General features: G+C 63.9%; 23 protein-coding genes and 2 pseudogenes. 7 read left to right on the top strand and 18 right to left on the bottom strand.

From position 1 onward, the window contains the following. Positions 1-15: 15 nt before the first annotated feature. Positions 16-987, bottom strand: coding sequence for a hypothetical protein (locus tag QHC67_RS15270; RefSeq protein WP_319295552.1), 972 nt, complete (start codon positions 985-987; stop codon positions 16-18). Between the two features lie 204 nt (positions 988-1,191). On the opposite strand from QHC67_RS15270, the gene QHC67_RS15265 reads away from it, so the two are divergent. Continuing rightward, the gene (locus tag QHC67_RS15265) at positions 1,192-1,638 is read left to right on the top strand and encodes a universal stress protein (RefSeq protein WP_319295551.1); all 447 of its coding nucleotides are present in this window, start codon (positions 1,192-1,194) and stop codon (positions 1,636-1,638) included. A 100-nt stretch (positions 1,639-1,738) separates the two neighbouring features. Here QHC67_RS15265 and QHC67_RS15260 read toward each other — a convergent pair whose 3' ends face one another. Together QHC67_RS15260 and QHC67_RS15255 are read right to left on the bottom strand one after the other, a co-directional pair. After that, the gene (locus tag QHC67_RS15260) at positions 1,739-2,872 is read right to left on the bottom strand and encodes a GGDEF domain-containing protein (protein WP_319295549.1); all 1,134 of its coding nucleotides are present in this window, start codon (positions 2,870-2,872) and stop codon (positions 1,739-1,741) included. A 31-nt stretch (positions 2,873-2,903) separates the two neighbouring features. Next, the gene (locus QHC67_RS15255; RefSeq protein WP_319295548.1) at positions 2,904-3,770 is read right to left on the bottom strand and encodes an AraC family transcriptional regulator; all 867 of its coding nucleotides are present in this window, start codon (positions 3,768-3,770) and stop codon (positions 2,904-2,906) included. 302 nt (positions 3,771-4,072) lie between these two features. Here QHC67_RS15255 and QHC67_RS15250 point away from each other — a divergent pair, with 302 nt between their 5' ends. Further along, complete coding sequence (locus tag QHC67_RS15250; RefSeq protein ID WP_319295547.1) at positions 4,073-4,297, top strand: hypothetical protein; 225 nt, start codon at positions 4,073-4,075, stop codon at positions 4,295-4,297. A 36-nt stretch (positions 4,298-4,333) separates the two neighbouring features. Here QHC67_RS15250 and QHC67_RS15245 read toward each other — a convergent pair whose 3' ends face one another. From QHC67_RS15245 to QHC67_RS15220, 6 genes are all read right to left on the bottom strand, one after another. Continuing rightward, positions 4,334-4,630, bottom strand: coding sequence for a hypothetical protein (locus QHC67_RS15245; RefSeq protein ID WP_319295546.1), 297 nt, complete (start codon positions 4,628-4,630; stop codon positions 4,334-4,336). A gap of 85 nt (positions 4,631-4,715) precedes the next feature. Beyond that, a complete protein-coding gene (locus QHC67_RS15240) occupies positions 4,716-6,077 on the bottom strand; it encodes a hypothetical protein (RefSeq protein WP_319295544.1) in 1,362 nt (453 codons plus the stop codon). After that, on the bottom strand, positions 6,074-6,244 hold the full coding sequence (locus QHC67_RS15235) for a hypothetical protein (RefSeq protein ID WP_319295543.1): 171 nt from the start codon (positions 6,242-6,244) through the stop codon (positions 6,074-6,076). The genes QHC67_RS15240 and QHC67_RS15235 overlap by 4 nt, the downstream gene beginning before the upstream one ends. Positions 6,245-6,362: 118 nt before the next feature. Then, positions 6,363-6,548 (bottom strand): hypothetical protein, encoded by a 186-nt coding sequence (locus QHC67_RS15230; RefSeq protein WP_319295542.1) that lies wholly within the window; start codon positions 6,546-6,548, stop codon positions 6,363-6,365. Beyond that, the gene (locus tag QHC67_RS15225; protein WP_319295541.1) at positions 6,545-7,183 is read right to left on the bottom strand and encodes a hypothetical protein; all 639 of its coding nucleotides are present in this window, start codon (positions 7,181-7,183) and stop codon (positions 6,545-6,547) included. The genes QHC67_RS15230 and QHC67_RS15225 overlap by 4 nt, the downstream gene beginning before the upstream one ends. 73 nt (positions 7,184-7,256) lie before the next feature. Continuing rightward, entirely contained in the window at positions 7,257-8,315 is a 1,059-nt protein-coding gene (locus tag QHC67_RS15220) for a hypothetical protein (protein WP_319295539.1), read from the bottom strand. 125 nt (positions 8,316-8,440) lie between these two features. Here QHC67_RS15220 and QHC67_RS15215 point away from each other — a divergent pair. The 3 genes and pseudogenes from QHC67_RS15215 to QHC67_RS15205 all read left to right on the top strand — a co-directional run bounded on the left by QHC67_RS15215 (position 8,441) and on the right by QHC67_RS15205 (position 10,038). Continuing rightward, positions 8,441-8,938 (top strand): annotated as a pseudogene (locus tag QHC67_RS15215) (hypothetical protein). A 235-nt stretch (positions 8,939-9,173) separates the two neighbouring features. Continuing rightward, on the top strand, positions 9,174-9,575 hold the full coding sequence (locus tag QHC67_RS15210; RefSeq protein ID WP_319295538.1) for a response regulator: 402 nt from the start codon (positions 9,174-9,176) through the stop codon (positions 9,573-9,575). Between the two features lies 1 nt (position 9,576). Then, positions 9,577-10,038 carry a response regulator gene (locus QHC67_RS15205; RefSeq protein WP_319295536.1) on the top strand — a complete coding sequence of 154 codons (462 nt, stop codon included), beginning with the start codon at positions 9,577-9,579 and terminating at the stop codon, positions 10,036-10,038. Here QHC67_RS15205 and QHC67_RS15200 read toward each other — a convergent pair. The 5 genes from QHC67_RS15200 to QHC67_RS15180 form a co-directional block, all read right to left on the bottom strand. Beyond that, a complete protein-coding gene (locus QHC67_RS15200; protein ID WP_319295534.1) occupies positions 10,035-10,241 on the bottom strand; it encodes a hypothetical protein in 207 nt (68 codons plus the stop codon). The genes QHC67_RS15205 and QHC67_RS15200 overlap by 4 nt on opposite strands. 28 nt (positions 10,242-10,269) lie before the next feature. Beyond that, positions 10,270-10,881, bottom strand: coding sequence for a DUF6927 domain-containing protein (locus QHC67_RS15195; RefSeq protein WP_319295533.1), 612 nt, complete (start codon positions 10,879-10,881; stop codon positions 10,270-10,272). Between the two features lie 40 nt (positions 10,882-10,921). Next, positions 10,922-11,866, bottom strand: a complete 945-nt coding sequence (locus QHC67_RS15190) for an ArdC family protein (RefSeq protein WP_319295532.1) — start codon at positions 11,864-11,866, stop codon at positions 10,922-10,924. Between the two features lie 89 nt (positions 11,867-11,955). Continuing rightward, positions 11,956-14,037: a ParB/RepB/Spo0J family partition protein gene (locus QHC67_RS15185; RefSeq protein WP_319295530.1), complete on the bottom strand. Its 2,082-nt coding sequence runs from the start codon at positions 14,035-14,037 to the stop codon at positions 11,956-11,958. Between the two features lie 122 nt (positions 14,038-14,159). Continuing rightward, the gene (locus QHC67_RS15180) at positions 14,160-15,467 is read right to left on the bottom strand and encodes an SLC13 family permease (RefSeq protein WP_319295529.1); all 1,308 of its coding nucleotides are present in this window, start codon (positions 15,465-15,467) and stop codon (positions 14,160-14,162) included. A 101-nt stretch (positions 15,468-15,568) separates the two neighbouring features. Between QHC67_RS15180 and QHC67_RS15175 the strand changes: the two genes are divergently transcribed. Continuing rightward, positions 15,569-16,432: a hypothetical protein gene (locus QHC67_RS15175; protein WP_319295527.1), complete on the top strand. Its 864-nt coding sequence runs from the start codon at positions 15,569-15,571 to the stop codon at positions 16,430-16,432. A 27-nt stretch (positions 16,433-16,459) separates the two neighbouring features. Here the strand turns inward: QHC67_RS15175 and QHC67_RS15170 are convergent, their stop codons facing one another. The 4 genes from QHC67_RS15170 to QHC67_RS15155 all read right to left on the bottom strand — a co-directional run bounded on the left by QHC67_RS15170 (position 16,460) and on the right by QHC67_RS15155 (position 21,727). Next, positions 16,460-16,957, bottom strand: coding sequence for a PIN domain-containing protein (locus tag QHC67_RS15170; protein WP_319295525.1), 498 nt, complete (start codon positions 16,955-16,957; stop codon positions 16,460-16,462). Next, positions 16,958-19,462, bottom strand: a complete 2,505-nt coding sequence (locus tag QHC67_RS15165; RefSeq protein WP_319295524.1) for an N-6 DNA methylase — start codon at positions 19,460-19,462, stop codon at positions 16,958-16,960. It abuts the gene before it with no gap. Continuing rightward, positions 19,459-19,926, bottom strand: coding sequence for a hypothetical protein (locus QHC67_RS15160; RefSeq protein WP_319295523.1), 468 nt, complete (start codon positions 19,924-19,926; stop codon positions 19,459-19,461). Before QHC67_RS15160 ends, QHC67_RS15165 begins: the two co-directional genes overlap by 4 nt. Before the next feature lie 103 nt (positions 19,927-20,029). Next, positions 20,030-21,727 (bottom strand): strawberry notch C-terminal domain-containing protein, encoded by a 1,698-nt coding sequence (locus tag QHC67_RS15155; RefSeq protein WP_413818551.1) that lies wholly within the window; start codon positions 21,725-21,727, stop codon positions 20,030-20,032. 137 nt (positions 21,728-21,864) lie between these two features. Here QHC67_RS15155 and QHC67_RS15150 point away from each other — a divergent pair. Beyond that, positions 21,865-22,383 (top strand): annotated as a pseudogene (locus QHC67_RS15150) (hypothetical protein); the annotation flags it as partial.

The raw sequence follows: 22,383 nt of genomic DNA, 5'->3' as shown, positions 1-22,383 counted from the left end.
CTCCTCTCGATAGAGCTAGGCGCCTCGGCCAAGCCCGGCATTGAAGCGTTCGAGCCAGTCGGTCATGGCTGGTCGCTCCGCCAAGGGAATGAGCGCGGCAGCATCCTGAAACCGGATCAGGTCGGCCGGCGCTTCGGCGACGATCGCCTCGATCTCCGAGGCGGGCAGCAGCGCCTCTCTGCGGATGAAGTCAGTCATGCGCCCGGGCCGCGACCGCGTGGAGCGTCGCCACAGCCCCTCAACCGTGCGCAGACGCGGCGCCGCGCGAGCCTCGACCAGAATGATGAGCCTGAGGCACCAGGACGGCAAGGCGCGCACTTCGTCGGGTTTCATCGCGCCGCAAATGAAGCAACTCGATTTCGGCGGCACGGGTAAGTCTGCCGCCTCGATCCGGGCGATGCACGCCGCCCGGTCCCATCCCCACTCGCGCAGCGGATAGCGGCACTCGAAGCGATCGTCGGCGATCGTTGCCGCGTGCGTGTAGCGACGCGTATCGGCGGGCGAGGCGTCGTAGCCGATGAGGCGCACAACTTTCTGGCCGCGCGCCCAGGCCGCCTTTGCCGGTTCCCAGGCTTTGAGGAACGCATCCTGCGGCGCGATCTTCCATTTGAGGCTGCAGGAATGGCGGCCCAGGCTGATGCTCGGCAGCGTGGCATTGGTGAGGACATTCGAGAGCAGATCATAATAGGGCGGCCAATGCTTGAACCGTCGGGGCACGTAGCGGACCGTCTCATAGCGAATACCCCGCGCTTGCAACCACGCCGAAATCAACTTCTGATATTCGTAGGTCTCAGGTTTTTCGACGCTAGGGTCGCCGGTGAGCACCAGGTCCGGGGCTTCGCCGCGGGCATGCAACTCTATGAGGAGAGCGGTGCTGTCGACACCGATCCCGTACGCAAGCACGATGGGGGCCGGCGGGACCGGCGGCAAACGCCCGGTGGAAGGAAACGGCTTTGGAATTGCGGCGGCACTGGATGAGCGATGCATGGGAGTTCCGATCTTTGCGCAGGAAATTGCGCGATCGGAAAACCCCTCTCCTCTCTCAAACCGGCCGAGACTGCGTTGCATGCTGAACGACAAGCGCCCCACCCTGATGAACGCTTGATCATGCTAGCGCTCGCCTCAAATCGGTTCTGGACTATGGAACCGCCAAACTTCATGCTGCGCAATTATCGAAATGGGGAGAGGCTGATGTACAAGCATATTCTTATCGCGACCGATGGATCGGACGTCGGACAAAAGGGTGTCGATCACGGCATCGCGCTGGCGCGAGACCTCCGCGCGCGCGTCACGCTCATCACCGTTACCGAACCTTATCCGGTCTATGCGGGCGGCGAATTCGGATTCGTCCCCAGCGATGCGTTGATGGGAGATTACATGTCCGGCCAGAAGGAAGCGGCGACGGCGATGTTGTCCGCGGCCGAGAAAGCGGCCGCGAGCGCTGGTCTCGAGGTCAGCACGATTCATGTGGCTGAAGCTCAGCCGGCAGAGGCGATCATCGAAGCGGCTCAGTCACACGGCTGTGACCTTGTGGTAATGGGATCTCACGGACGGCGGGGAATTGGTCGGCTGGCGTTGGGCAGCAAGACCTGGGAAGTCGTCGCGCACAGTCATGTTCCAGTACTTGTGGTGCGGTAAGAACTGTACCAGCGGTTCACGGCGCTTGTAGCAAGGCCCGCCATCAAAGCCTGCGGATGACGAGAGAAGGGATGCCCAGCGCCGGAACCGTCTTGCGCGCTTAGGCCGACGCTTCGGCGCGTGGGGCGATGCAGATCTGATTGCGGCCCGCCTCTTTCGCGGCATAGAGGGCCTCATCGGCCGCGCGTAATGCGGCGCGCGGATCGGAATGGTCAAAGACATCCGCGATGCCGGCTGAGAAGGTGATCCTGCCGAAGGCTTCGTCTGTCTTGCGGTTGACCAGGCGCCGTTCCGCCATTTGCTCGCGCACGTCGTCAAGGCGCTTCTTGGCCTCGGTCAACGTCGCTCCGCGGAAAAGCATCACGAACTCCTCGCCGCCATGGCGCGCCACATGGCAGTTATCGTCCGAGACGCCGGCGAGCATGTCGGCGATCGCGCGGATGACACGGTCGCCCGCCTCATGGCCGTGATTGTCGTTGATCTGCTTGAAGTGATCGATGTCGCAAAATGCCACGACCAGCGGATCGAGTTGCGCACGTGCTTCATGAAACTCGCGATCGAGCACGGCTTCGAAGGATCGACGATTGAGCAGACCGGTCAGATGATCGACTTCGGCGTCGCGCTTTGCCTTTTCGAGGCTGCGGCGAAGGCCCTTGGCCTCGTCTTCGCTGCGGCGCATGTCGGTCTCTAGCCGGCGCGTGCGTTCGAGCATGGCCTTGGCAAGGTCGGCAAGGCTGGAGATGATGCTGCCTGTCTGCTGGACCTGGTCGAGCTCGGCGACATGCTGCGCCAGTTCATCGCTATAGTCGGACGTGGCGCTTCGCGCGGCGCTGGTATTCTTCGAGAAGCTTTCAAGCGTCGATTCCAGCCGCGTCATGAGCTGTTCAATACCGTCATGCTTGTCTTCGCCATCGTGTGCCGCAGTCGCTTCGTCGAGCCACTGCTGCGTGATCGCTTCGCCCTCCGCCAATCGCCGTGCGATTTGCCGGGCGAGCGCGGGATTGGCGCCACACGCCACTTCATGGGCTGCAAGAAGGTTGTTCGCCGTCACGTCCAAGCCATGGGTAAGCAGGAAGGACGCGATCTCGTCGAGCAGCTCCCGGCGCGCCTGCCAGAACGGGCTGTGCGTTTCCGACGCGCTGGGGGACTGACCATTGGCACCGGCTGGATGACGCGCGCCGCGAAAGCCGAGCCAGCCAAGCAGTGACCCGGACGTGTTGTCGGAATTACTCACATTTTCCCCCGGGATTGAACGGACGAGGCGCTCAGCGCCGCTCCTCGCGATATTGCTGCGGCGTGACACCGACGAACTGACGGAAGACCCGGCGAAACACGCCGGCACTCGAGAAGCCCACTGCCCTGGCAACCGCATCGATCGGCTGCGGCGCGGCGCCCTCAAGCAGATCACGCGCGCGGCGAATTCTCCAGTCGTTGACGAAACGATGTGGGCCGATGCCAACGCTGGCCTTGAAAGCGCGCGAGAAATGGGACCGACTAAGGCTGCTCACCCGGGCAAGGTCGTCAAGCGTGATCGGCCCGTCGAGATGCGCCGCTACGAACTCGTGGACATTCTGCAGTTGCGCCTTGGTCAGGCCGGACACGGACTGCGGCTCGATACCCAGGATCTCGATCGCGGCGATCAGGCAGAGCGCCTCGCCGTAGAGCTCATCCGCCCCCGGCATCGTGACCAGTTGCTTCAGCTTGGTCATGGTGGCGACAAGCGAAGGATCACGCTTATAGGCAAAGGGCCGCGCCTCGGCACGGGCATAACGTGCGCCGAGTTCATCGGAGACCTCATCGGGATCGAAATAGAAAGCGGTGTAGCTGTTCTGCCGCGGACTCGGTTTCGCCCAGCCGTCAAGCGCGCATTCGCGTGGCGCGAAAGTAAGCGTGTCGCGCAGATCCTTTCTGGCGATAGCGGGGAGTCCGTCGATCCGGAGCTCTCCATCGAGCAGCGTCATGTCGTGGAGTGCCAGATAATGCGCATCGCCGACGGCGCGAAAGTCATAGGGCTCGTCGGTTTCCAGCACGACTTGCTCGACCCGGACGCCTCGCCAGACACGCGATTTATGCCGCACCGGCGCGCGCAGCGGCCGTCGAAAATCGAGTTGCAAGGTAGCGGACGAATTCATGCGTTCGCCATAGTGCAATTATTGTGGGATGCCACAAAAATTGCTGCTCAGATTGAGCTCGAAAAGAGCGCGGAGAGATCAGGCTGGGTTAGTGCTAGCACTCTGGGATAGGGCAGCCGTGGCAGAAGGCGGCCTCTGCGGCGCGCTTCTCGGCTGAGCTCGAAGCAATAGGTGAAAAGGCCGCTCTGCACGTGCCGGCTGAGATGTCCCTCGCGCTGCAGCCGGACCCGCCAGTCGGCAAGCGTTTCGCCGTAGGCGGGCCTGGGCATTCCCAGACCGACTAGTTTGTCGACCGCCCCCTCATGACCTCGCTCGGCGCCGCGGATCTTCGATACTGTGCGACCTGGGATCGTGACCGATCCTGCCCGAAGGACGGTGCGCGCCGCGGTACGGCCGCGATGCGCGCCGGAGAGCGCGGCGTAGACTCGACCGATATGTCCGGCCTGGGCATCGCTGTAAGAGACGACCGCTTCGATCGCCGGGCGCTCACGGCGCAAAATGCGAAAGGCGCGGCTGCAGAAGAATGACTCCCGGTTTTGGGGGACGGCGTCGAGCAGGATCAGTCACGCCAGGACGCAGCCGCGCGCAGGGTCCGAAAAGCCGGTGTGCCGGGTGATGACCGCGCCGGTAGCGGGCACAGCGAAGACCGCCACGCCTTCCAGCCTCGCCGCGCGGCCAAATAGCCCCACGGCGACCTGTGCGGCCGGATAGGTGGTGAGGTAATGATGCCGGGCGATGAACGCCTTGGCGGTCGCCTGGTCGATGACATCCACGTCACAGGCCTTGGGATCGATGAGCGTAAAGTCGCTTGCCCATTGCGCGCGGCGTTCGCGCCAGCGCTGGCTACGGCTGGTGTGCATGACTGTTCCTTGGAAAATGGGCGCGGCCGGGAAGCTCGTCCGCCGGGGTTGGCCCTCGAGCGGCGCTCAGCTTCAGCGCGGAGGATCACCGCCGATGAGGGGAGGCGACATTCGGCGTGTGGTGCAATTGAGACAGGCAGGTCGCCGCGCCAAACGCCCGCAGCCGAGCTGTCATCGCGGCGCGCAGCTGCCGCTGGTTGCTGACATAGCTTTCCGCAAGGACCGGCTCGCCGGCGTTCGTCACATATCCCTGTGCCGCTGCTCCGCCTGCCAGCTCGACGATGATCCGGTGGCCCGCCCCGGGGACTTTGCCGTAATAGCGGGCGGTGAACTCGCCCAGCTTCGCCGACAGTCCGTTCGCGGCCTTGCCCCAGCGGATGTGGCCGGCGCCGGTCATCTCGCCGGGACCCAGTCCCCGATCGAGCCAGATCCGGAAATGTTCGCGCTGCTGCCGGACCGTGTTACGCGTACGCTCCATAATCTGGCACATCGGCAGGGCGGCGGCATGGGCATCGATCATGCTAAGGTAAGCGCCTTGGGCCGCAACCAGAATCTCGTCGAAGTCGCCGCCGGAGATAAGCGAAGCCAGCCGCTCGGCGTGCGCTCCTTCCTTCGCGAGTGTAGCTGCAGCCTCCAATTGGCTGGGCGGCCATGCGACGGCATTCATCTGCGAAAGGGACATGAAGCCCGTTGCCGTCACTACGATGATTGTCGCCTCGTCCGCTCCCGTGCGCTTCTCCATAAGTGTCAGCAAACCAGCGGCGGCGCCTGCGCCGTCGTCGTACGCGACCGGCATCCCAGCCTCCGGCGCGCCGAGGACAAGCAGGCGAAGGCGCCACGGCGTTGGTCGCGGCGCGTCGGACGGTTTGGGCCAGCTGCTGGGAAGCGGACGGCCCGAGATCGGCGAGGAGGGCGAGCGCGTCGGGGTACTGGATCGTTCCGCCGCGATATACTCGCGGCGAGCCGTATCGAAGAGGTCGGCAGGATCTCCGCCCGCGTCGCGAAATTCGGCCAGATAGGCCTCGACCAGATGCCGATCGGCAAGGCCGGTGTTGCCACCGTACGGTGGGTGCATCGCCCAGCCGGCATTTGCCGCATACCAGCCGCTCGCATATTGCACGCAGCGATCCCAGTCATAGCGGTGCAAGTCGCGGCCACGCAGGATTGCAGTCTCGCGGGCGTCGCCTCTGCCATCGGCGACCCGCTCCTGCGTAAAGGCGAAGTTGCGGGCTTGTCTTGCGCGCTCCTGATCGGCGTGCATCGCGTCCATCACCGGCCGCATCGCCGTGACACGCTCGCGGGTCCGGCGCATGCGAAGTTCCAAAGGCGCGTCGGCGGGCAGATCGGGAAAGGATTGCCAGGCCGAGGCGATGATCGCCGCATGCTCCGGGTCCCGGCCGCGGGCGATCCAGCATTGCGGAGATGCGGGGTTGAAAGCCCGGCTCATGTCGCCGCTCGCCCGATGCGCAGGCCGAGCGATCGTGCATCGAGCTCGGAAAGGTTTTCGGCAAGGAAGCGATAGCGGCCGGTAATATCATCGATCTGCGCTTGCAGGACGGCATTTGCCGGACGGGAAGTGACAATGAGCCGAAGCGGTAGCATCTCGGCGGTCATTTCAGGGAACAGGCCATGCAGCAGGACAGGGAGACCCGTGCGGCGACGGCGGCAATCGCATTCCGCTCGTTATAGCGGCCCAGGCCCGGTGGCGCTTCGAGATGACTCATGGGCGCGATCACCTCTTCGAGCCGGCGACCCATTGATCTCCCGGCTCCACCCCGAAGGGCGTGCGATAGGGGATGAGGGCCTGGCGCTCGAGCGAGAGTTCAGTGAAAGGGACGTAGAGCCGATAGGCATAGCTGGGCTCGCCGTCTCCGATGTGGGCGCGGGCGGCGATGACGCGCATCATGCGGGGGATCATGCGACGAGCCGGCGCGCGGGGCGCCTTTCCAGGCGCAGATCACGCACGAGGCGCGCGGCGAACCGTTCCGGCGCGAGCAGGTCGCGCACGGGCGCCCAGTGATTGCGGCCGCCTATATGGTCCGAGCGCCCTTGAACCGACCGATAGCATAATTCGCGATCGGGGCCGTACGGCCCCAGCGAAAGCTGAACCCAGAGGTCCTCGCCATGAAGCGTGACTTCGCCCGAAACGGCCGGTCCTGCCTTGTTGGAGCGAATGTCGAAGCTTCCCTCCGCAAGTTCCAGCGCGTCGGCCAGACGCCGCATCGCGGCGCGTCCCTCGGTGTGGAACAGCCGCTTGGCGGCCTCATCATAGGCGACGCCGCGATAGGCGAGCGTCTTGAGCGGCGACTGGCGGCGAAGCCTGGCAATCTCCTCCATGCAGTCCCGCCGCAGTTGCGCGTCGGATGGCCGTTCGGCGCATACGGCGGCGAAGTGGCGGACCAGGAGCGTTATCGCCGGATCGGTCTCAAGGTTTTTGCCGGCGTTTTGGCAGTCCGTGATCGCGGCTTTGATGGCGTGGAGGGTGGTGCCGATGGTGACAAGGGCGCTTGGGTCAAGCGCCTGCTGGTAACGAAGCGCTATGTCGTAGGTCATGAGGGCTCTCCGATCTTGAGCGCTAGATCCGCTCAGTCCCCCTTCCCCCCTCCCCTTTCGCTGGCGCTTGAGGTCAGCACGGCAGCGCGTCGGCCGATCGCGTGGCTGGCCGGCCGTCCAGGTTCGCATGCTCCTGCCATTCTTGGAGAAGCGCGGCCGCCCATTCCTGGACCCACACCGTGGTCAGGGCATCATGATCGAGGTCGCCGGACCTGATCAGCGCACGCATCTGCTCGCGCGCCTGAGCAATAGCGGATCCCCACGCATCGACCGGGATCATGGCGCCCATTAGCGTGGCCGCGACGGGCAACGCGCGGATCGGGTCGCGCAGCTTTGCTTGCTGGGCCATCAGCCAGCGTTCCATATGGGCCGCGACCATCAGATCGGTCTTCACGACGCCTGACCGATGCGCGTGCCGCCTCGCGCTCACGCCATAGGCCTGGGAATCGACGCTGGCGACGCGGTGGCCGAACGCTCGCAGATAGGGGATCGCACCGCCCTTGACCCCGAAAAGATGAAGGCGGCAGGACCGCGGCAGGGTGCGATCGAGCTGATCCAGCACGGCCACGAGCCCCTCGGGCCCATGGACGGGACGCCGGCACATGCTGCCGACGCCGATCACGGGTGACCGCTCGATCAGGGACGCCAGCGCGTCGGCGCAGCGCCGATAATCCTCGGGCGTGCGCCCCTGGATGACAGGCAGGAACGTGCCGGCGATACCGCGATCAATGGCACGACGTTGGCACTCGTGATTGGCGCGGACAGTGCGGGCTATGCGATCGAGCACTTCCTCCCGGTCCCGCGCCACCCCGTCCTCGACGCAATAATCGAGGGCCGCCCACCATTTGAACGGATAGGCGGCGGCCAGCGCGACATAAGCATCGGCGCTCCAGGGATAACCGCCATAGGCAGCCATTGCGGTGTAGCCGGCGCTATCAAGGCACAGCGCGGTGATCCCTTGCGCATTGCGCAGCTGGTCGTACTTCCAGCCGGACCATATCCGGGAACCCTGCTGATGGTCCCATCGCGAAAGCGCGTTGGCGGATATGAGGATCGGGCATGCCAATGCCTTGGCGCGCGCCAGGAGCGCGCCCTTGCCGAGGTGCGGCAAGCCGAGAATGATGTCGATCATGGATTTTCGTCCATTTGCCTGGGGTGCCCGAACTTGTCTTCGGATCCGCGGTGGTAAGCAGTGGGCATACGACGTTTGACGTCCCATTATGTTCATGGTATGTTCTGGCGCGGAGGAGTTTCGACATGGCCAATTCAGCAAGATTCATTTTTCACGATCAGTTCGACCTGGACATCACCCTGCGCGACGCCGCGCTCGACGAGCAGAACCGGCCGACACGCCGCATGATCGCCAATGCTGCAATCGGCATGCATGTCGAGGATCCCTATTATTCGGTCAGGGAATTGCGCGAGGCGGTCAGCTGGGTTCACGAAGGTTAGTCGGGCGGCAAACGGAAGCTGGCCGGGATCCTGTCGAACGATGGCGCCGATGATTTCCAGCGCTGCGTTTATTATTGCCTAGCGGGGCGCGGCGTCGTTGCGATGCTCGATGACCTGTTCTGGCTCGAGGAGATTCTTGAAGCGCGCGGCAGGGTCGCGGGCGAGATGCATCGGCTCAAGGTTCGCGCCAGACCCCTCGTCAATCCCTACGTGGCGGACGAGCCCGATGGTCCGGTCGTAGCTGACAGCGAGGAATTTCGGCAGGGGCGTTCATGGTGGGCCGATCCAGGACTTGACCGGTAACAGCTTCGCTTGCCGGTGACTCGCAGGCTCGCCGGCGATGCGCTTCGTCCCATCCTGTGCTCACCTCACCGCAGGTGATTTTTGATTGCCGGGGAACCCATTCGGCGTGAGCGACGTTTGCGCAAGACATGGGGGGCTTCTGGTAAATTCATGATTCATCAAATCTTGCTCGGTATGCATAAGGGCCAGCCGCGATTTGACCGTGGGTAACAAGAGCGCGGTCAGGGATGAATGCATGGCGCCTGAGTATGCAGTGGTGAGCGAAAGAGCGACGATCCTGGTGGTAGAGGACGAAGTCCTGATCCGCTTGCTCATCGCTGACGAACTGAGAGACGCGGGCTTCGTCGTGATCGAAGCCGCCTGCGCCGATGAAGCCGTTTCGCTTTTTGCGACCGGGATGCGGGTCGATCTTGTCTTCACCGATGTGCGAATGCCTGGCGATCTCACAGGTCTCGATCTCGCTCGCGAACTCAGCGTCCAGCAGCCAAGTTTACCCGTCATCATTACGTCGGGAAATGTGACGGCGCAGGATGCGCATGGCCTGGGGCTTTTCGTCTCCAAGCCTTACGAACTCAGCCGTGTCGTCTGCCTGATCGAGGAGCGCCTCGGGCTTTCGGTTCCTGGCTCGGACGGCTGACGTGCACGTCATTCTCATTGTCGAGGCCGAAATTGTCGTTCGAACCGCTCTCGCCGAATATCTGCGGGAGTGCGGCTATCAGGTGCTCGAGGCCGTGAGCGGCACAGAAGCGCGGACGATCCTTGCAAACCCCGCGACGGACATCGACATCCTCTTGGCGGCAGCGCAGCTCCCCGACGAGAGTGGCTTCCAGCTGTCCGCCTGGGCCAGGGAGAGATGTCCCTCGATCGAGGTGCTCCTGGCCGGATCTGTCGCCAAAGCGGCCGAGAAGGCCGGCAACCTTTGCGAGGACGGACCACAGCAGACGCTGCCCTACAATCACAAGAATCTTCTCGCCCGGATCCGGCGATTGCTGGCGGCTCGGCATCGCAATCTCAACAGCTCCGGGTCTGTAGACAATCTCGCTCCGGGCGGAACGATACTCGGCAACCAAGGTGCGCACGGCAGACTGGTCGCGTCTTAAGAGACCATCTCAAGCTCGACGGTGTCGCGTCGGTCCGGTGATGTCGAGACCCGATAGGGCTGGAGCGGATCGCATGTGCGCACGATGCTCACCGGCCCCGCACAGGCATCGAATATCCGGGCCGCGACGCGCAGCGCATGCTCGCGGCTGCAGAGTTGGCGGCGTTTGGGCGAAATGATTTCAGGCGGTCTCACAAGCGCCATGGCCCTCTCCTTCCGGTAAGACATCGGCTCACGCGAACACCGTCCTGTGCACCTTGGTGGTGGGCACGACCGACCAGGCGCGTTCCTTGAACCGGCTGATCCGGTAGCAACCGCGCGTCTCGGGATCGCGCAGGATCATGCGCCGGCCGCGCTTTTCGACGAGGAACTCCTGACCGACATGACCGTCGGTGAACTTCATCGGTTCCGCAAGCCGGATGCGGTCGCCATCTGCAAGCTTCCGGTCGCGGCGTTCGAGATTGGCCCGGCACCGGCGACGCCAGTCCAGCGCATACGCCTTGTCGGTGGGTGTCAGCAGATCGAGAATGTGTCTGGGACATTGGTCCTCGCAAGGACCCATGGTCTCGTCCATATCCTTGTACCCGAAGATGTAGCCCTCCTTGTCGCGAGGATTCCAGCGCACGAGGCAGACAATAGCGAATACTTCGCCAGCGATTCCATCGGTGAGCACTTGTGCGGCGGCATAGTAAACCCGGTTTCCTGGACAGGACGAGGCCAGCACCTTGAGGCCCCGTGTCGAGCCATCGGCTTGCGGACGCTCATAGGTAAACTGGGCGTCAAGATAAGACTTGGCCGAGCTGTGGCCGCCAAGCGAGGCGCGCGGCATGTAGAGCCAGCCCATGATGGTTCTCCTTGAACAGAGTTGGATGAAAAGGTGAAGATCAGGCCGTTGCGGCGCCTTGAGCTTCCGCCGCGGCTGGCACGGCCTCGCCCGATGGGCGCTCGGGGCCGAACGCCTTCAGATAGGTCAGCGCCTGCTCAGCCTTTGAGGCGGCGTGGATGATGGCCGTCTTGTCGGCGCGCAGGATCGACAGCCACTGGCCCACATAGCTGGCGTGACCGTCGTGCAGATGGTTGGGCAGGCGAAGATCGGCGCAGCAGAGGCCGGCGCCGATTTCGGCGACCAGCTCCTCGAACGCGTAGGCCTTGTCACCGAAGCGTTTCCCGAAAGTGCGCGCCAGTCTGCTCGCATGGCCTGACCAGTGAATGGTCTCATGGCACCGTGTGGACGCATAGAGGTCCATCGATCGGAACGAGCGCCGGTGTGGCATCTGGATAAAGTCGAAGGTCGGTGTGAAATAGGCCTGGTTGCCGCCATGACGAACGTCGGCGGGTATCGCCGCGAAGAACGCGTCGATGGCTCGCTGGCGGTGGGACGGGGACGGTTCGATTTCGGGCTTGTCTTCAACATGATAAGTAGCTGGCAGGCCGTCGATCTGGTCGGCGTTGAACACCAGATAGTGCCGCAGGAAACGGATCGTTCGCTCTGTCTCCCGCCCGGTCCCGGGGTCGGCCGCGAGCTTGGTGAAAGAGGAGTAATAGACGGAAAGCGACCCGGTTTCGTCTTTGCGGACCTGTCCGCCGAGTGCTTCCGCCTGCCGACAGGTCATCCAGTAGCGGGATCGATAGCCGCGATGATCGCCGACCGCCCAGAGATAGAGATTGTTGATGCCGCTGTACGGCGTGCCGCAGTGGCGCAGCGGTCGTCCGCCACCCGAACTGCGCCAAGGCCTGCTCCATGGGGGTACGCCTTCCTCCAGCTTCCTGATGATGAGGTCGGTGATCTCGGCCGCGACGTCGCGCGGCGATCTGTTCGCCTTGGGCATCGGCGATCGCTCCTTGATGGCTTGATGAAAAAAGGACCGCCGACGCGCGATGACGCCGGCGGTCAGGCACCCTGGAGGTCAGCAATGCGTCAGGCGGCGAGCGCCTCGTCGGCCGGCGCCGGCTCGGCCTCGTGGCCAGCGTGCTCCGCGACGGTCTCGGCATCGCCGGACACGGCGTCGTTGGCCGTTTCGGCCGACTCCTCGCCCGGCGCCTCGGTCTCCGCGCTCTCGTCCAGGAAGCGCATGGCGTTGGGCACCCAGGCAAGGGCCGCTTCCCTGACCTCGGGCTCGACGATGCTTTCGCCGGCGAAGAGCTTGTCGCAGGATTCGGAGATTTCGGTCTTCTTGAGCGTGGCATGCCGTGCCGTGAGCGCCGCGCCCCCGACCTCACCGAGCAGCGTCAGGATCGTGCCCTTGTTGACGCGGTCGAAGAAGTTCGCCGCCGTCGGCCGCCACCAGGACGCGACCTCGACATCCATGATCGTCGCGAGCCGGTTCTGAAGCGCGTTCTGCTCGTTGGAGTAACCCGACTTCGCCTCCAGCGACATGGCCACTATATAGGCAAGCCACGCCGCCTTGCTGTCGTCGTCCAGCGCCCTAAAGCTCTCGAAGCGATCGACTTCGGACTTGTGCTCGGTCCAGGACGCATCGAGACCGTCATGCGCTTCGGTAAGATACTGCCGCGCACGCGTGACGGGCATGTCTCCGCTGACGGGATCCTGCGGCGAGCGCGCTCGAATGGTGGTCCCATAGGCGCTGAATGAGCTCATCCGGTCGTCGATCATCGCGAATAGCGCATAATCGAGCGCGAGCGCGGGGTTCGCGAGCAGACACGCCGCCAGAACGTCGCGGCGCTGCATCGCCAGTTCGTCGTAGAGTCTGGCGCTGAGCGGCTTGCCGCCCGGGCCGACCGCTTCCGGCCGGGGCTGAGACGGTGTGTGATCGCCGCCGACCCGGCCGCCGGTGACGCCATCGGCGCCGGCATCCTCCTCGCCATCCTCGCCCTCGCCGCTCGAGCCCGTGCGGATCGGCTGCTCGCTGTAATAATCGGTATCGAGGACCATCTGCCCCTTGGGACTGAGCGTCAGGAACAAACCGACCTGAGGCTTGATCTCATCGGGCAGCACGGGCGCGCGATTATGGATCGCCTGGCTCTCGTCGGCGAGCGCGTCATATTCGCGGTCCAGCGCCTGGTACGCTTCGTCATCGAGCTCATCCTCGTCCATTTCGGCCTGGATAGCGGCCATGCGCGCTTCGATCTCATCGACGCGCGTGCTTTGCGCCTCGGTGAGATCGGGCTGGGGCAGCATTACCCGATAGAGACCCGCGGCCGCGTTATAGGTGTAGTTGGACGCAATCGGACGGATCCAGGCGAGGCCGGTCTCCTCGCCGATCCGCTTGGCTTCGGCTTCCATGATGTCGGCCGCCAGGCGTTGGGCAATCTCTGGGTTCACCCAGCGGTCGCCGCTGTCGCTGAAGAGGTCGCGATCGACTTTGCCGCCGGCATCGACATAGCGGTCCTCACCAACCAGCAGTGCCACGGCATCGGTCGGCTTCATGGACTCATTGGCGATCGCCCGGCGGATGGTATCGGGATTGGCGTAGGAGTGCCCGTAGCTGTTCCAGATCAGGAGCTGCTTTTCCTGGTTCTCGGTGGACGCATAGGCCTTGGCGAGGTCGAGCGTGATTTCACCCGCGCTCAGCGCCTCGAAGATCGGCTCGGCCAGCGTCGCCAGCCGCAGGCGCCCTTCCACGAAGCGGCGTGTCAGCCCGAAGCGCTTGGCGACGCCGTCCACATCGCCGCCCTGCCCGATGAAGTGCAGGAAGGCGCGGCATTCCTCGGCGGGAGTCATCTTGAGCTGATGAAAATTGGCGGCGAGCGAGGTCTCCGACAGCGTCGCATCATCACCCTTGAGGATCATCACGGGCACCTCGAAGCTGTCGGCGTCGATTTCGCCACGTTCCGCGCGCAGGTTAAGCGCGCGCAGCCGCCGTCCACCGTCAAACACAGCAAAATGACCGCGCGGCTTGGTGGTCGGCGTCACGAGCAGATTTTGCAGGACACCGCGCGCGGCGATGTCGGCGGCGAGTTGCTCGATATGAAGATCGTCGGATTTGCGAACGTTGATGTCCGAAAGCCGCAGCTTGCTCAGCTTCACAGTCTGGATCATGGGGTGGGTTCCTTCTGATATCCGGATCAGCCCGGACACCAGCTCAAATCCCCCTTCCCTTTCTTGCGCTCAGGCCGTCCCGGGTCGTCACGATCATGGAAACAGTGCGGCCATCGCCCGCGTCAGAACGGGAAGAATATCTGGATGGCGATGATGGCGACCACGCAGGTGATCATGTTGAGGGGCAGCCCGACGCGCACGAAGTCCATGTAGCGATAGCCCGCCATCTGATAGACGATGACGTTCGTCTGGTAGCCAAACGGCGTCGCGAAGGCTGCGCTTGCGGCCATCATGACGGCCACCAGGAACGGTCGCGGGCTGACGCCGAGGCTTTCGGCGAGCGCCACCGCGATCGGGGTAACGAGTACGGCGACAGTGGCGTTGGAGAGAAGTTCGGTCAGCACCATCGTGACGAGATACAGCGCGATGAGGGCGATGAGGGGATTGAGCCCATTGACGCCAGCAATGAGCATTCGGGACGCCTCCCCCGCCAGCCCGCTTTCTTCCATCGCGATACCGATCACCACCATGCCCGCGATGAGGATCAGGATCTCGGGCTTGAGACCGCGATAAGCTTCGTCGGCGGAAATGACGCGCAGGAGAATGAGCACCACCGCGCCGGTAAGAGCCGTGGCGGCAATGGGAGCGACGTCGAGCGCGGCCAGCGTGACGGCCGCGACAAAGACGGCAAAAGCCGTTGCAGCCTTGACGGGCTGGAGCGGACGTTTGGTCGCGAACAGCGTAGCGTCGCCGACCTGGGCGCTCGCGATATGCGTAGGGTCGATCATCTTGCCCCCGCTTTCGGGCTCGTCCAGTTCATGAGGCCCAATGAGACGGCCGCTGAACAGAAAGAGGTAAAGTCCGCCCGCAATCGCGATCGGGATGCCGACCGGCGTGATCTCGAACATGCCGAAGCGCGCCTGTCCGGCCACGGACGCCATGTCATCGACGAGCAGATTGGTGGAGGTGCCGATCAGGGTGCAGCAGCCCGTCAGCACAGTGATGTACGAGAGCGGCATCAGATACCGCTTGGGCGACTGCTTGAGGGCAAGCGCTACGTCCCGGACGACGGGAGCGCCCAGCACGACGATAGGCGTGGAGTTGAGGAAGCAGGAGGCCGCGCCGATCATCGAGAGCAGCAGCCAGATGCCCTTGGCGCCCATGCGCCGGCACAGGTCGACACCCATGGCGATGGCGCGGTCGAGCAAGCCGGCGATCTCCAGCGCATAGGCGATGACGAACAGCGAGGCGAGCGCGATGATGGCTGGACTGGCGAAGGCGCCCTGGACATCGACCGGCTGCACCACGCCGGTCATCAGCAGGAACGCGGCGCCCGAGAGCGCGACGATATCGGCGCGCAGCCGATCCCAGATCAGCATCACGACCACGGCCGCAAGGACCACCAATGTCAGGATCTGGTCGATCGTCATTCCGGCCTGACTCGGACCGGTGTTCGTTGCTGTCAACGATCGAGAATCTTCCCAGGCAAATATAGGATGGAGCGGGCCTGGAGTTTTGCTATCACCGCAAGATGCGGGAGCCGAGCCTCAGAACCAGTCGCCTCGCGATCGCGGGCGGGCTGCTCGCCGCGGCTGCGCTAGTCGGCGCGGGCTTTCTCGTGGGACGGACGACCTTGCCTGACCCTCCGGCTCCCATCGCCGCGCCCCAACCGCCAGTCTCCCCTCCCCCTCCCCCGCTGATCGAAACGCCTGGCGTGCTCGGCCGCGCGGACCTGATCGCGCTCGGCAATCGCGCGGCCGATGGACTGACGACAGGCGATGCGGCGTCGCTGCCGGGCGAGGCGGTGGGCCGGCGCGTTGAGCTGATCCTGCCCTTTGGTTGCGATGGCCCAGCGCAGTCGGACAGCCGGGCGCCGCTGCGCTGGCACTATGACGCTGAGCGGCAAAGACTGCAGGTTCATGTCAGCCCGGTGCGCTGGGATCTCGACGAGTGGGATATTGAGGGTCATGCAGCACCGGCCCGGCTCGAAGGCTATTGGATCAGCCGTCCCTGGTCGTCGGGCGAACGGTGCCCAAGGGGCAGTGCGCAGAGCGCCGGTTCTATCGACCAGCCCGCGACATTGCCTGGTCAGACACTGGCGGTGGCGCAATTGATCGAAGGTGAAGAGCGCGAGGCGCGTGAGTTCGATATCGTCAAGGGTGTGCCTCCCGAAAGCTTTGCGCCCAATGAAGGCTTTCGTTTGCGTCTGACCGGCAGACTTGGCCAGCTGCCAGGCGGCAAGAGCACCCGGTGCGTTCAGCCCGCCGGCACCGAGCAGCGGCCCATCTGCCTGATCCGACTGGAGCTTGATGAGGTCCGCATCGAGAACACTGCCAGCGGCGAAGTCCTCGGCAGCTGGGACATGCGCCCGCGCGAGCGCAAGCAGGTTCCATAGCGGCTACCGCATACAAAGGGCTTCTGCTCAGACTAGCTGGATGCGCAGGTCCCGCACGGCGGGCGCGATCACCTGCGAGAAGTCGCGGTCCGAAGTCACCACGACATAGTTGCGTTCGAGAGCCTGCGCGGCGATCCACAGATCGTTCTCGTCGATCTGCAGGCGTTGCCCCGTCACCCTGTCGCTCCAGCCTTCGACCCAGCGGGGCACGCGGCGTCGGACGTCGAGACGCGCGAGCGCGATGCTCGCCTTGACGGTGGCAAAGGCGTCAGAGGTGTGCCGCGTGATCTCGGCGAGCGGATGGCCTTCTGTGCGCTCCAGACAGGCCTCGATATGATGGAGAGCCTGTCCCGCAGCGCGTGAAAGCGCCAGCCCGAAGCGCAGTTCGGCGATCGTCACGACCGACACCAGCTGTGGAGCTTGCGCGGGCAGCGCGGCAATCGCGTCCCGCACCGCCTTGTGATTGGCGCGGCGGGCGTCGTAAAGCACTGACACCAGGTTCGTATCAAGAAGGTAGGTGTCCATCTACCAGACATATTGCCTGAGCTGATCGACCTCTTCGGCTGGGGCGGGCGTGATGAGGTCAAGCGCCCACGATCCGAGATTCTCGCGCAAGAGCGGCCCCAGATATTCATGAAGCGGCACACAGGCGGTGAAGTCCTCCGGCAACCAGCCATCGAACCGGTGATCGACGCGCCGTTCCGCTTCATGCCCGCGGAAGAACTCAAGCAAACGCCGCTCGAGCCGGGGCGGCAGATCATAGGCTTTGAGAACGGCGGCGTCGACCTCGACGAGGAGACGGCTCAGGAGATCGTCGCTGTCCGCGGGTCGCAGGGTGGTCGTTTCCAGCGCGCCGCACGCCGAGCGATAGCGGCGGACCGCCTCGACGATGCTGCCCATCCGTTCGGATTTGGGCATCGGCAGCTGCTTGAGCAATTCGTTGGTGAAATGCTGGTTCGAAGCATGTTCGGTGAGAAAGGCGTTGGTAAGCGGCCCGTTCAGAACGGCTTCGAGCACTTCGATCGGCACAAGCTCGCTCTTCGACCATATGCCGAAAAAGGCCTGGGATGCGACCAGCCCTGAACTGTCATAAGCGGCAGCGATCCGCCATGGCCCCCGGGACAGACGCGCAACGTTGGTGAAGATCTTGGGCTGTGCCCATGGACGGCTGAGCGGCGCCGGCCGCATCGCCTTTTCGGGCCGGACGTCGAGATAGACCGGTCGGCGCACCGCGAATTGGCGTAATGAGTCCAAAGGCCGGAAGACGCCAGGCACGAAGCCCTCGCGCGCCTCGGTGGAAACGCCGTCATTCTGGGTCCACCATTTGAGACCGCGATAGACGTGGGCGCAGTCGCCCAGACGGGGGTAACGCGAGACTGTTTCCCACAATTCATCGAGCTGGCCGATCCAAAGATCACCGGCGGTAACGGACTTGCTGCGTCTCCGGTCCGCCGTGACCTGGCCATTGGCGAGAAAAGCGATGCGGTCGCGGTCTTCCACAACCGTCGAGCGCAGCATGGTCGGACCGGTATGGCCTTCCGCCCGGCGGTCGCTCGCAACAAGGACCGCCGCTTCAAACCCCGCGCGCTGAAACACGCGATCAGGAAGGGATGAGAGATCAATCCGTTGATACTGGTCGGCGAGCGCCTGGCGCAGCTCGGCATATTGCTGCTGGCGCAGGAATCCTTGAGGAAGGACAAATCCCATGGCGTCCGGCTTGGCGTCGAGAACGGTGCGCAGCACCGCCATGGGCTTGGAGAAGGATCGTCCGGCCGCTTCCGGATAGGCCAGGCGCTCGGTCGCATCGAACTCTTCCCAGGGCGGATTGCACAGGATGATCCGCTTGCCTGCAACGCTTTGGGCAAGCGCTGCGTCCGTAAACAGATCTCGAGGTTCGATCTGCCAGCCATTGGCATTAGGGTAATCGGCGAGGATCAAGGAGAGCGTCGCAACCTCGCAGGCGAAGCTGTCGATCTCGGCGCCGCCGATGCGCGGCACGAGAAAGGCGTGCCGTTCCTCGCGGGTCCACTGTTCGGGCAGCTGGTCACGCAAGTGGCGCAGCGCTGCGACGAGGAACGTCCCCGCGCCGGTGAAAGGTTCGAAGATGCTGATCTCGGCCGGATCGAACCGGCTGAGGTCGATCTGTGCGACCACATATTCCGCGACCTGCCGCGGCGTGCTGTGCGTCCCGAAGCGCTTTCGCGTGTCAGCGGTGACCAGCGTGTTTTCATAAACGAAGGCGAGGCTGTCCGAGGAGATATTCCGGAAGTTGATGGCCGCGCGGAGCAGGCCCCAGGCCGCCTCGCTCGAGGCGACCGGTACGGCATCGCGTGGAATACGCGAGAGATAGTCGAGATTGTAATAGGCCTCGATGCCATTCAGCACGTCCTGGACTGGAGCATGGGCCCAGGCGATCGCTTCGGGGTGCTGCCGGTCGATGAGGATCTTGGCCGCAAGCAGGCGGAAGGTCGTGCGGAACGCCGCCTCCTCCTGATCGCTGTCCTTGAGACCCTCGAGCAGACGTCCGACCACCTGTTCAAGCAGGCGATCGAGCTTTTGTTCGACCTCGTGCTCGATTGCCGGGAGAAGACCGATGTCGACGAAGTCGAGCTGTAAATTCGTCTGCGTCTGTCCGAGCGATTTCGCGCGGTAAACGGATTGTGGATTCCAGCGCTCCGCATTGCGCACGAATAATTCGGGCAGCGCGTCGAGCGGCACGCGTTCGGTAAGCCGCGGCTTGCCTTCGGCCCCTACCCGCCAGACCCCGACATCGGTTTCGCCGATCGAGAAGAGAATCGGCGCGCCGAGCGCACGGCGGCTCGCGACCGCAGCGGCATCGTGCGGACCGATGATCACGCCGAAGGCCGCGGACCGGTATGATTCCGGAGTCTGCGTGAACGCAGCGAGGGCAACCTGCCGCTCCTCGCCCCGCTCCGAAAGGACGTCGGCAAATTCGAAGTCGCGGAACAAGGCCTCCTTGCGGTAGCCAAGCTCGAGCAGGGCGGCTTCGATGCTGGCGAGCGGGGTCATGCGCGATGACCTTCCACCGCCACAGCCGGAAAGAGCGGCAACTGGCTGACGAACTCCGCTACGCCGAACCCCTGCGACAGAATGGCGAGATGTGCGTCGAGGCGCAGGAGAATGACGTCGTCATCGCCTGAGATGACGTCCCGCGCACCCAGGAGACTGCAGCGGCGCAGATCGTGGATTGCGAGTGTTCCTCCCCAAAGGCTTGGAAAGGATCGTCCTGTCAGCAGCTCCCGAGCGGTCGTGAACAGGTCCCGATGGATCTGAAGCTCGACGTGAAAGCGGGTCCGCAGGACGATCGCCAGCCTGAGCAGCAACACCGTCTGCCACCCGAACAGCGCTTGTTGGCCTTGCCGGGTCGCGGGGACGTCGGGCTGAATGATGGCCCGTCGCACGGTCCACTCGCGCAGCTGATCGGCAGAGAGGCCGGTCAGTTCGAGGACATCTCGCGATTTGATAAGACGCACAGCATTCCACATCCGGTTTGGGCATCATGCCCGTTCAGTTTGGGTATCATGCCCGAACCTGTGGGTAAAGGATTTGAATGCAAGATATTCATGCTCGAGGACGTTAATCTGCTTCATCCAAGACACGCGCGAGAACCTCCTGGGCGGAGGTGACGGGGACGAAGACGCGGGTTCGGTACTGGATTACCTCGGTGAAGCAGCCTAGCGACTTTAGCCAGTCCAGCCGGTTGGCGGGGCACCCAACCAGTTCCACGCGCGGCTTGCCGTTCACGACAGCGCGTTTGATCGTCATCGGGAATGGCCGGGACAGATCGACGCTGCGGCCACTTGCGACAGACGCGGCGATCGTGCTCGGCGGCAGGTTTTCGGCGCGGTCGATGCCGAGCTTGGTGAAGAGCTGCGCGACATGCTCGTCGAACACGAGGCGGCCCAGCCACGACTGGCCCTGTGCATCGGCGATCCGGTTGACGACGAGATGATCGCTGGGGAGCGCCGACCAGATCGGGAGGAGCAAGCCGGTTGCCAGACGAATGGTGTCGGTATCAACCGTCTTGGCAGCCAGTTCGGCCTCCTCCGTCCATTTCGCCGCGAACTGCCCCTCGTCGATCAGGTCCCAGGAGCTCTCGAGAAGGTCGTTCTCGCGCATATAGTCGTTGCGCGTGGGTCGCATCATCTCGACACGCAGGATCGGGGTTCCATCCTTCTCTTCCATCAGGGCGCGCGCGCGCGTCTGGAGCGCGACTCGTCCCGATTTAGCGTTCATCATGAACCTTGCGGTCATATCGCTCTCGGCAATGTGCAGGATCCGTTCGAGGGAAACCGGATGCCGGCGCCGGGCGATCTCGATGGTGAGAAGGTGCGAGGTGGCGCCGGTCAGCGGGTCGGTCCGCAGGACCGTGTCGTCGATCAGGACGGCCTTGTCGACGAGGATGGTTTCCACGCCGACATCGAGGCGGCCCGCTTCGCGTGCGGCGGCGATACGGGTCTCCACGAGAGAGAGGAATTCGTCGAATATGCGGTTCTGCAGCCCGATCGGCAGCGCAAGGATGCGGTTGAGCCATCGCTGGATGGGCGGCATCTCGTCCTTGAGGACCCCGTCCTTGTCGCACAGTTCAAGGCCGGTGCGATGCTGGAACTCGTCCAGGGTCGTGCTGCTCAGCTTACCCGCCGCCAGCAGGTCGAACCAGCTCAACAGCGCGGCGCAGGCATATTCGCTTTCGAGATTGTCCGCCGGGTCGAACAGCCCCTGCCCCCCGGTCTGGCGTTGGCCCCGGGTGAGCGCACCCAGGCTGTCGAGACGGCGCGCGATGGTGCTCGTGAAGCGCAGCTCGCCCTTGCAATCCGTCGTGACGGGGCGAAAGAGCGGCGAGCTCGCTTGATGGGTGCGGTGGGTACGGCCCAGACCCTGTATCGCGCGGTCCGCGCGCCAGCCCGGCTCAAGCAGCAAATGCACTCGCTGCTGCTGGTTCAGGGCATCGAGCGAGGCGTGGTAGGATCGCCCGGTTCCGCCGGCGTCCGAAAAGATGAGAATGCGCTTGCGGCCCTGCATGAAAGCCGCCGCTTCGGCCTGGCTGGTTCGCGACGAGCGGGTTTCCAGCTTCTGGCGTCCGTCCGCGGCGGTGATCAGGCGCTTTGTCCGGCCGGTGACTTCAGCGACCCGGTCGTGGCCGAACCGCTCGAGCAGCGCATCAAGCGCGGACATGATCGGCGGCAGCGCGCAGAGATGCTCGACCAGCCGGTCGCGGGCGGCTTCGGCATCGGCATTGTAGACCGGATGGCCGTGGTCATCGACCATCGGCATCGAACGCGGTGTGCCGGTGTCGTCGGTGAACACGCGCATCTGCCGGATCGGAAAAGCACGCTGAAGATAGTCGATGATATATTCTTTGCAGTCTGGATTTATGTCGAGCGGTTCGCGTGCAGGCGCGGAATTTCGGGATGAAAACATCGATTTTACTCCAGATAATTAAGGTGGCTCCAGCCCAACGAGCTGAAGGAATCACCATGTTGCCAAAGACGATTGTTTCATTCGGACGCCCCGAGCCTTGGGGCAAAGACGCTCCCACCTCAGATGCTCTATCCACCGCCTTCCACTCTTCTCTCCAAGGGAGCGCAGCGGGATCAGCAGCGCTCTACAGGGCGGCCGCTCGCCACTTCCTGTTCTGGGTCGAGCAGCAGGGCGTTGTGATCTCGGCGGTCAATGACACCGTCATTCGACGTTTTGAGAAGCACAGGTGCCACTGTCGGGGCTTTTCCCGCCATGAGCCCAACCGGCCGGCGTTCACCAGCAAGGTCCGGCGTTTTGTCCGCTTCCTGGAAGATCACGGCGTTGTCGACGTGCCCGATGATGTCGATCACCTCGACACGCTGTTGGCGGATTACGCGACGTTTCTCGTGCAAGAGCATTACAGCGCGGCGAGCATCAAAAGCTACCGGTCAGAGGCAGCGCACTTTGCT

It is taken from the genome of Sphingobium sp., from assembly GCF_033795625.1.
GTDB lineage: Bacteria > Pseudomonadota > Alphaproteobacteria > Sphingomonadales > Sphingomonadaceae > Sphingobium.
The sequence above is the reverse complement of the archived record's forward strand: the minus strand, read 5'-3'. Positions and strand labels throughout refer to the sequence as shown.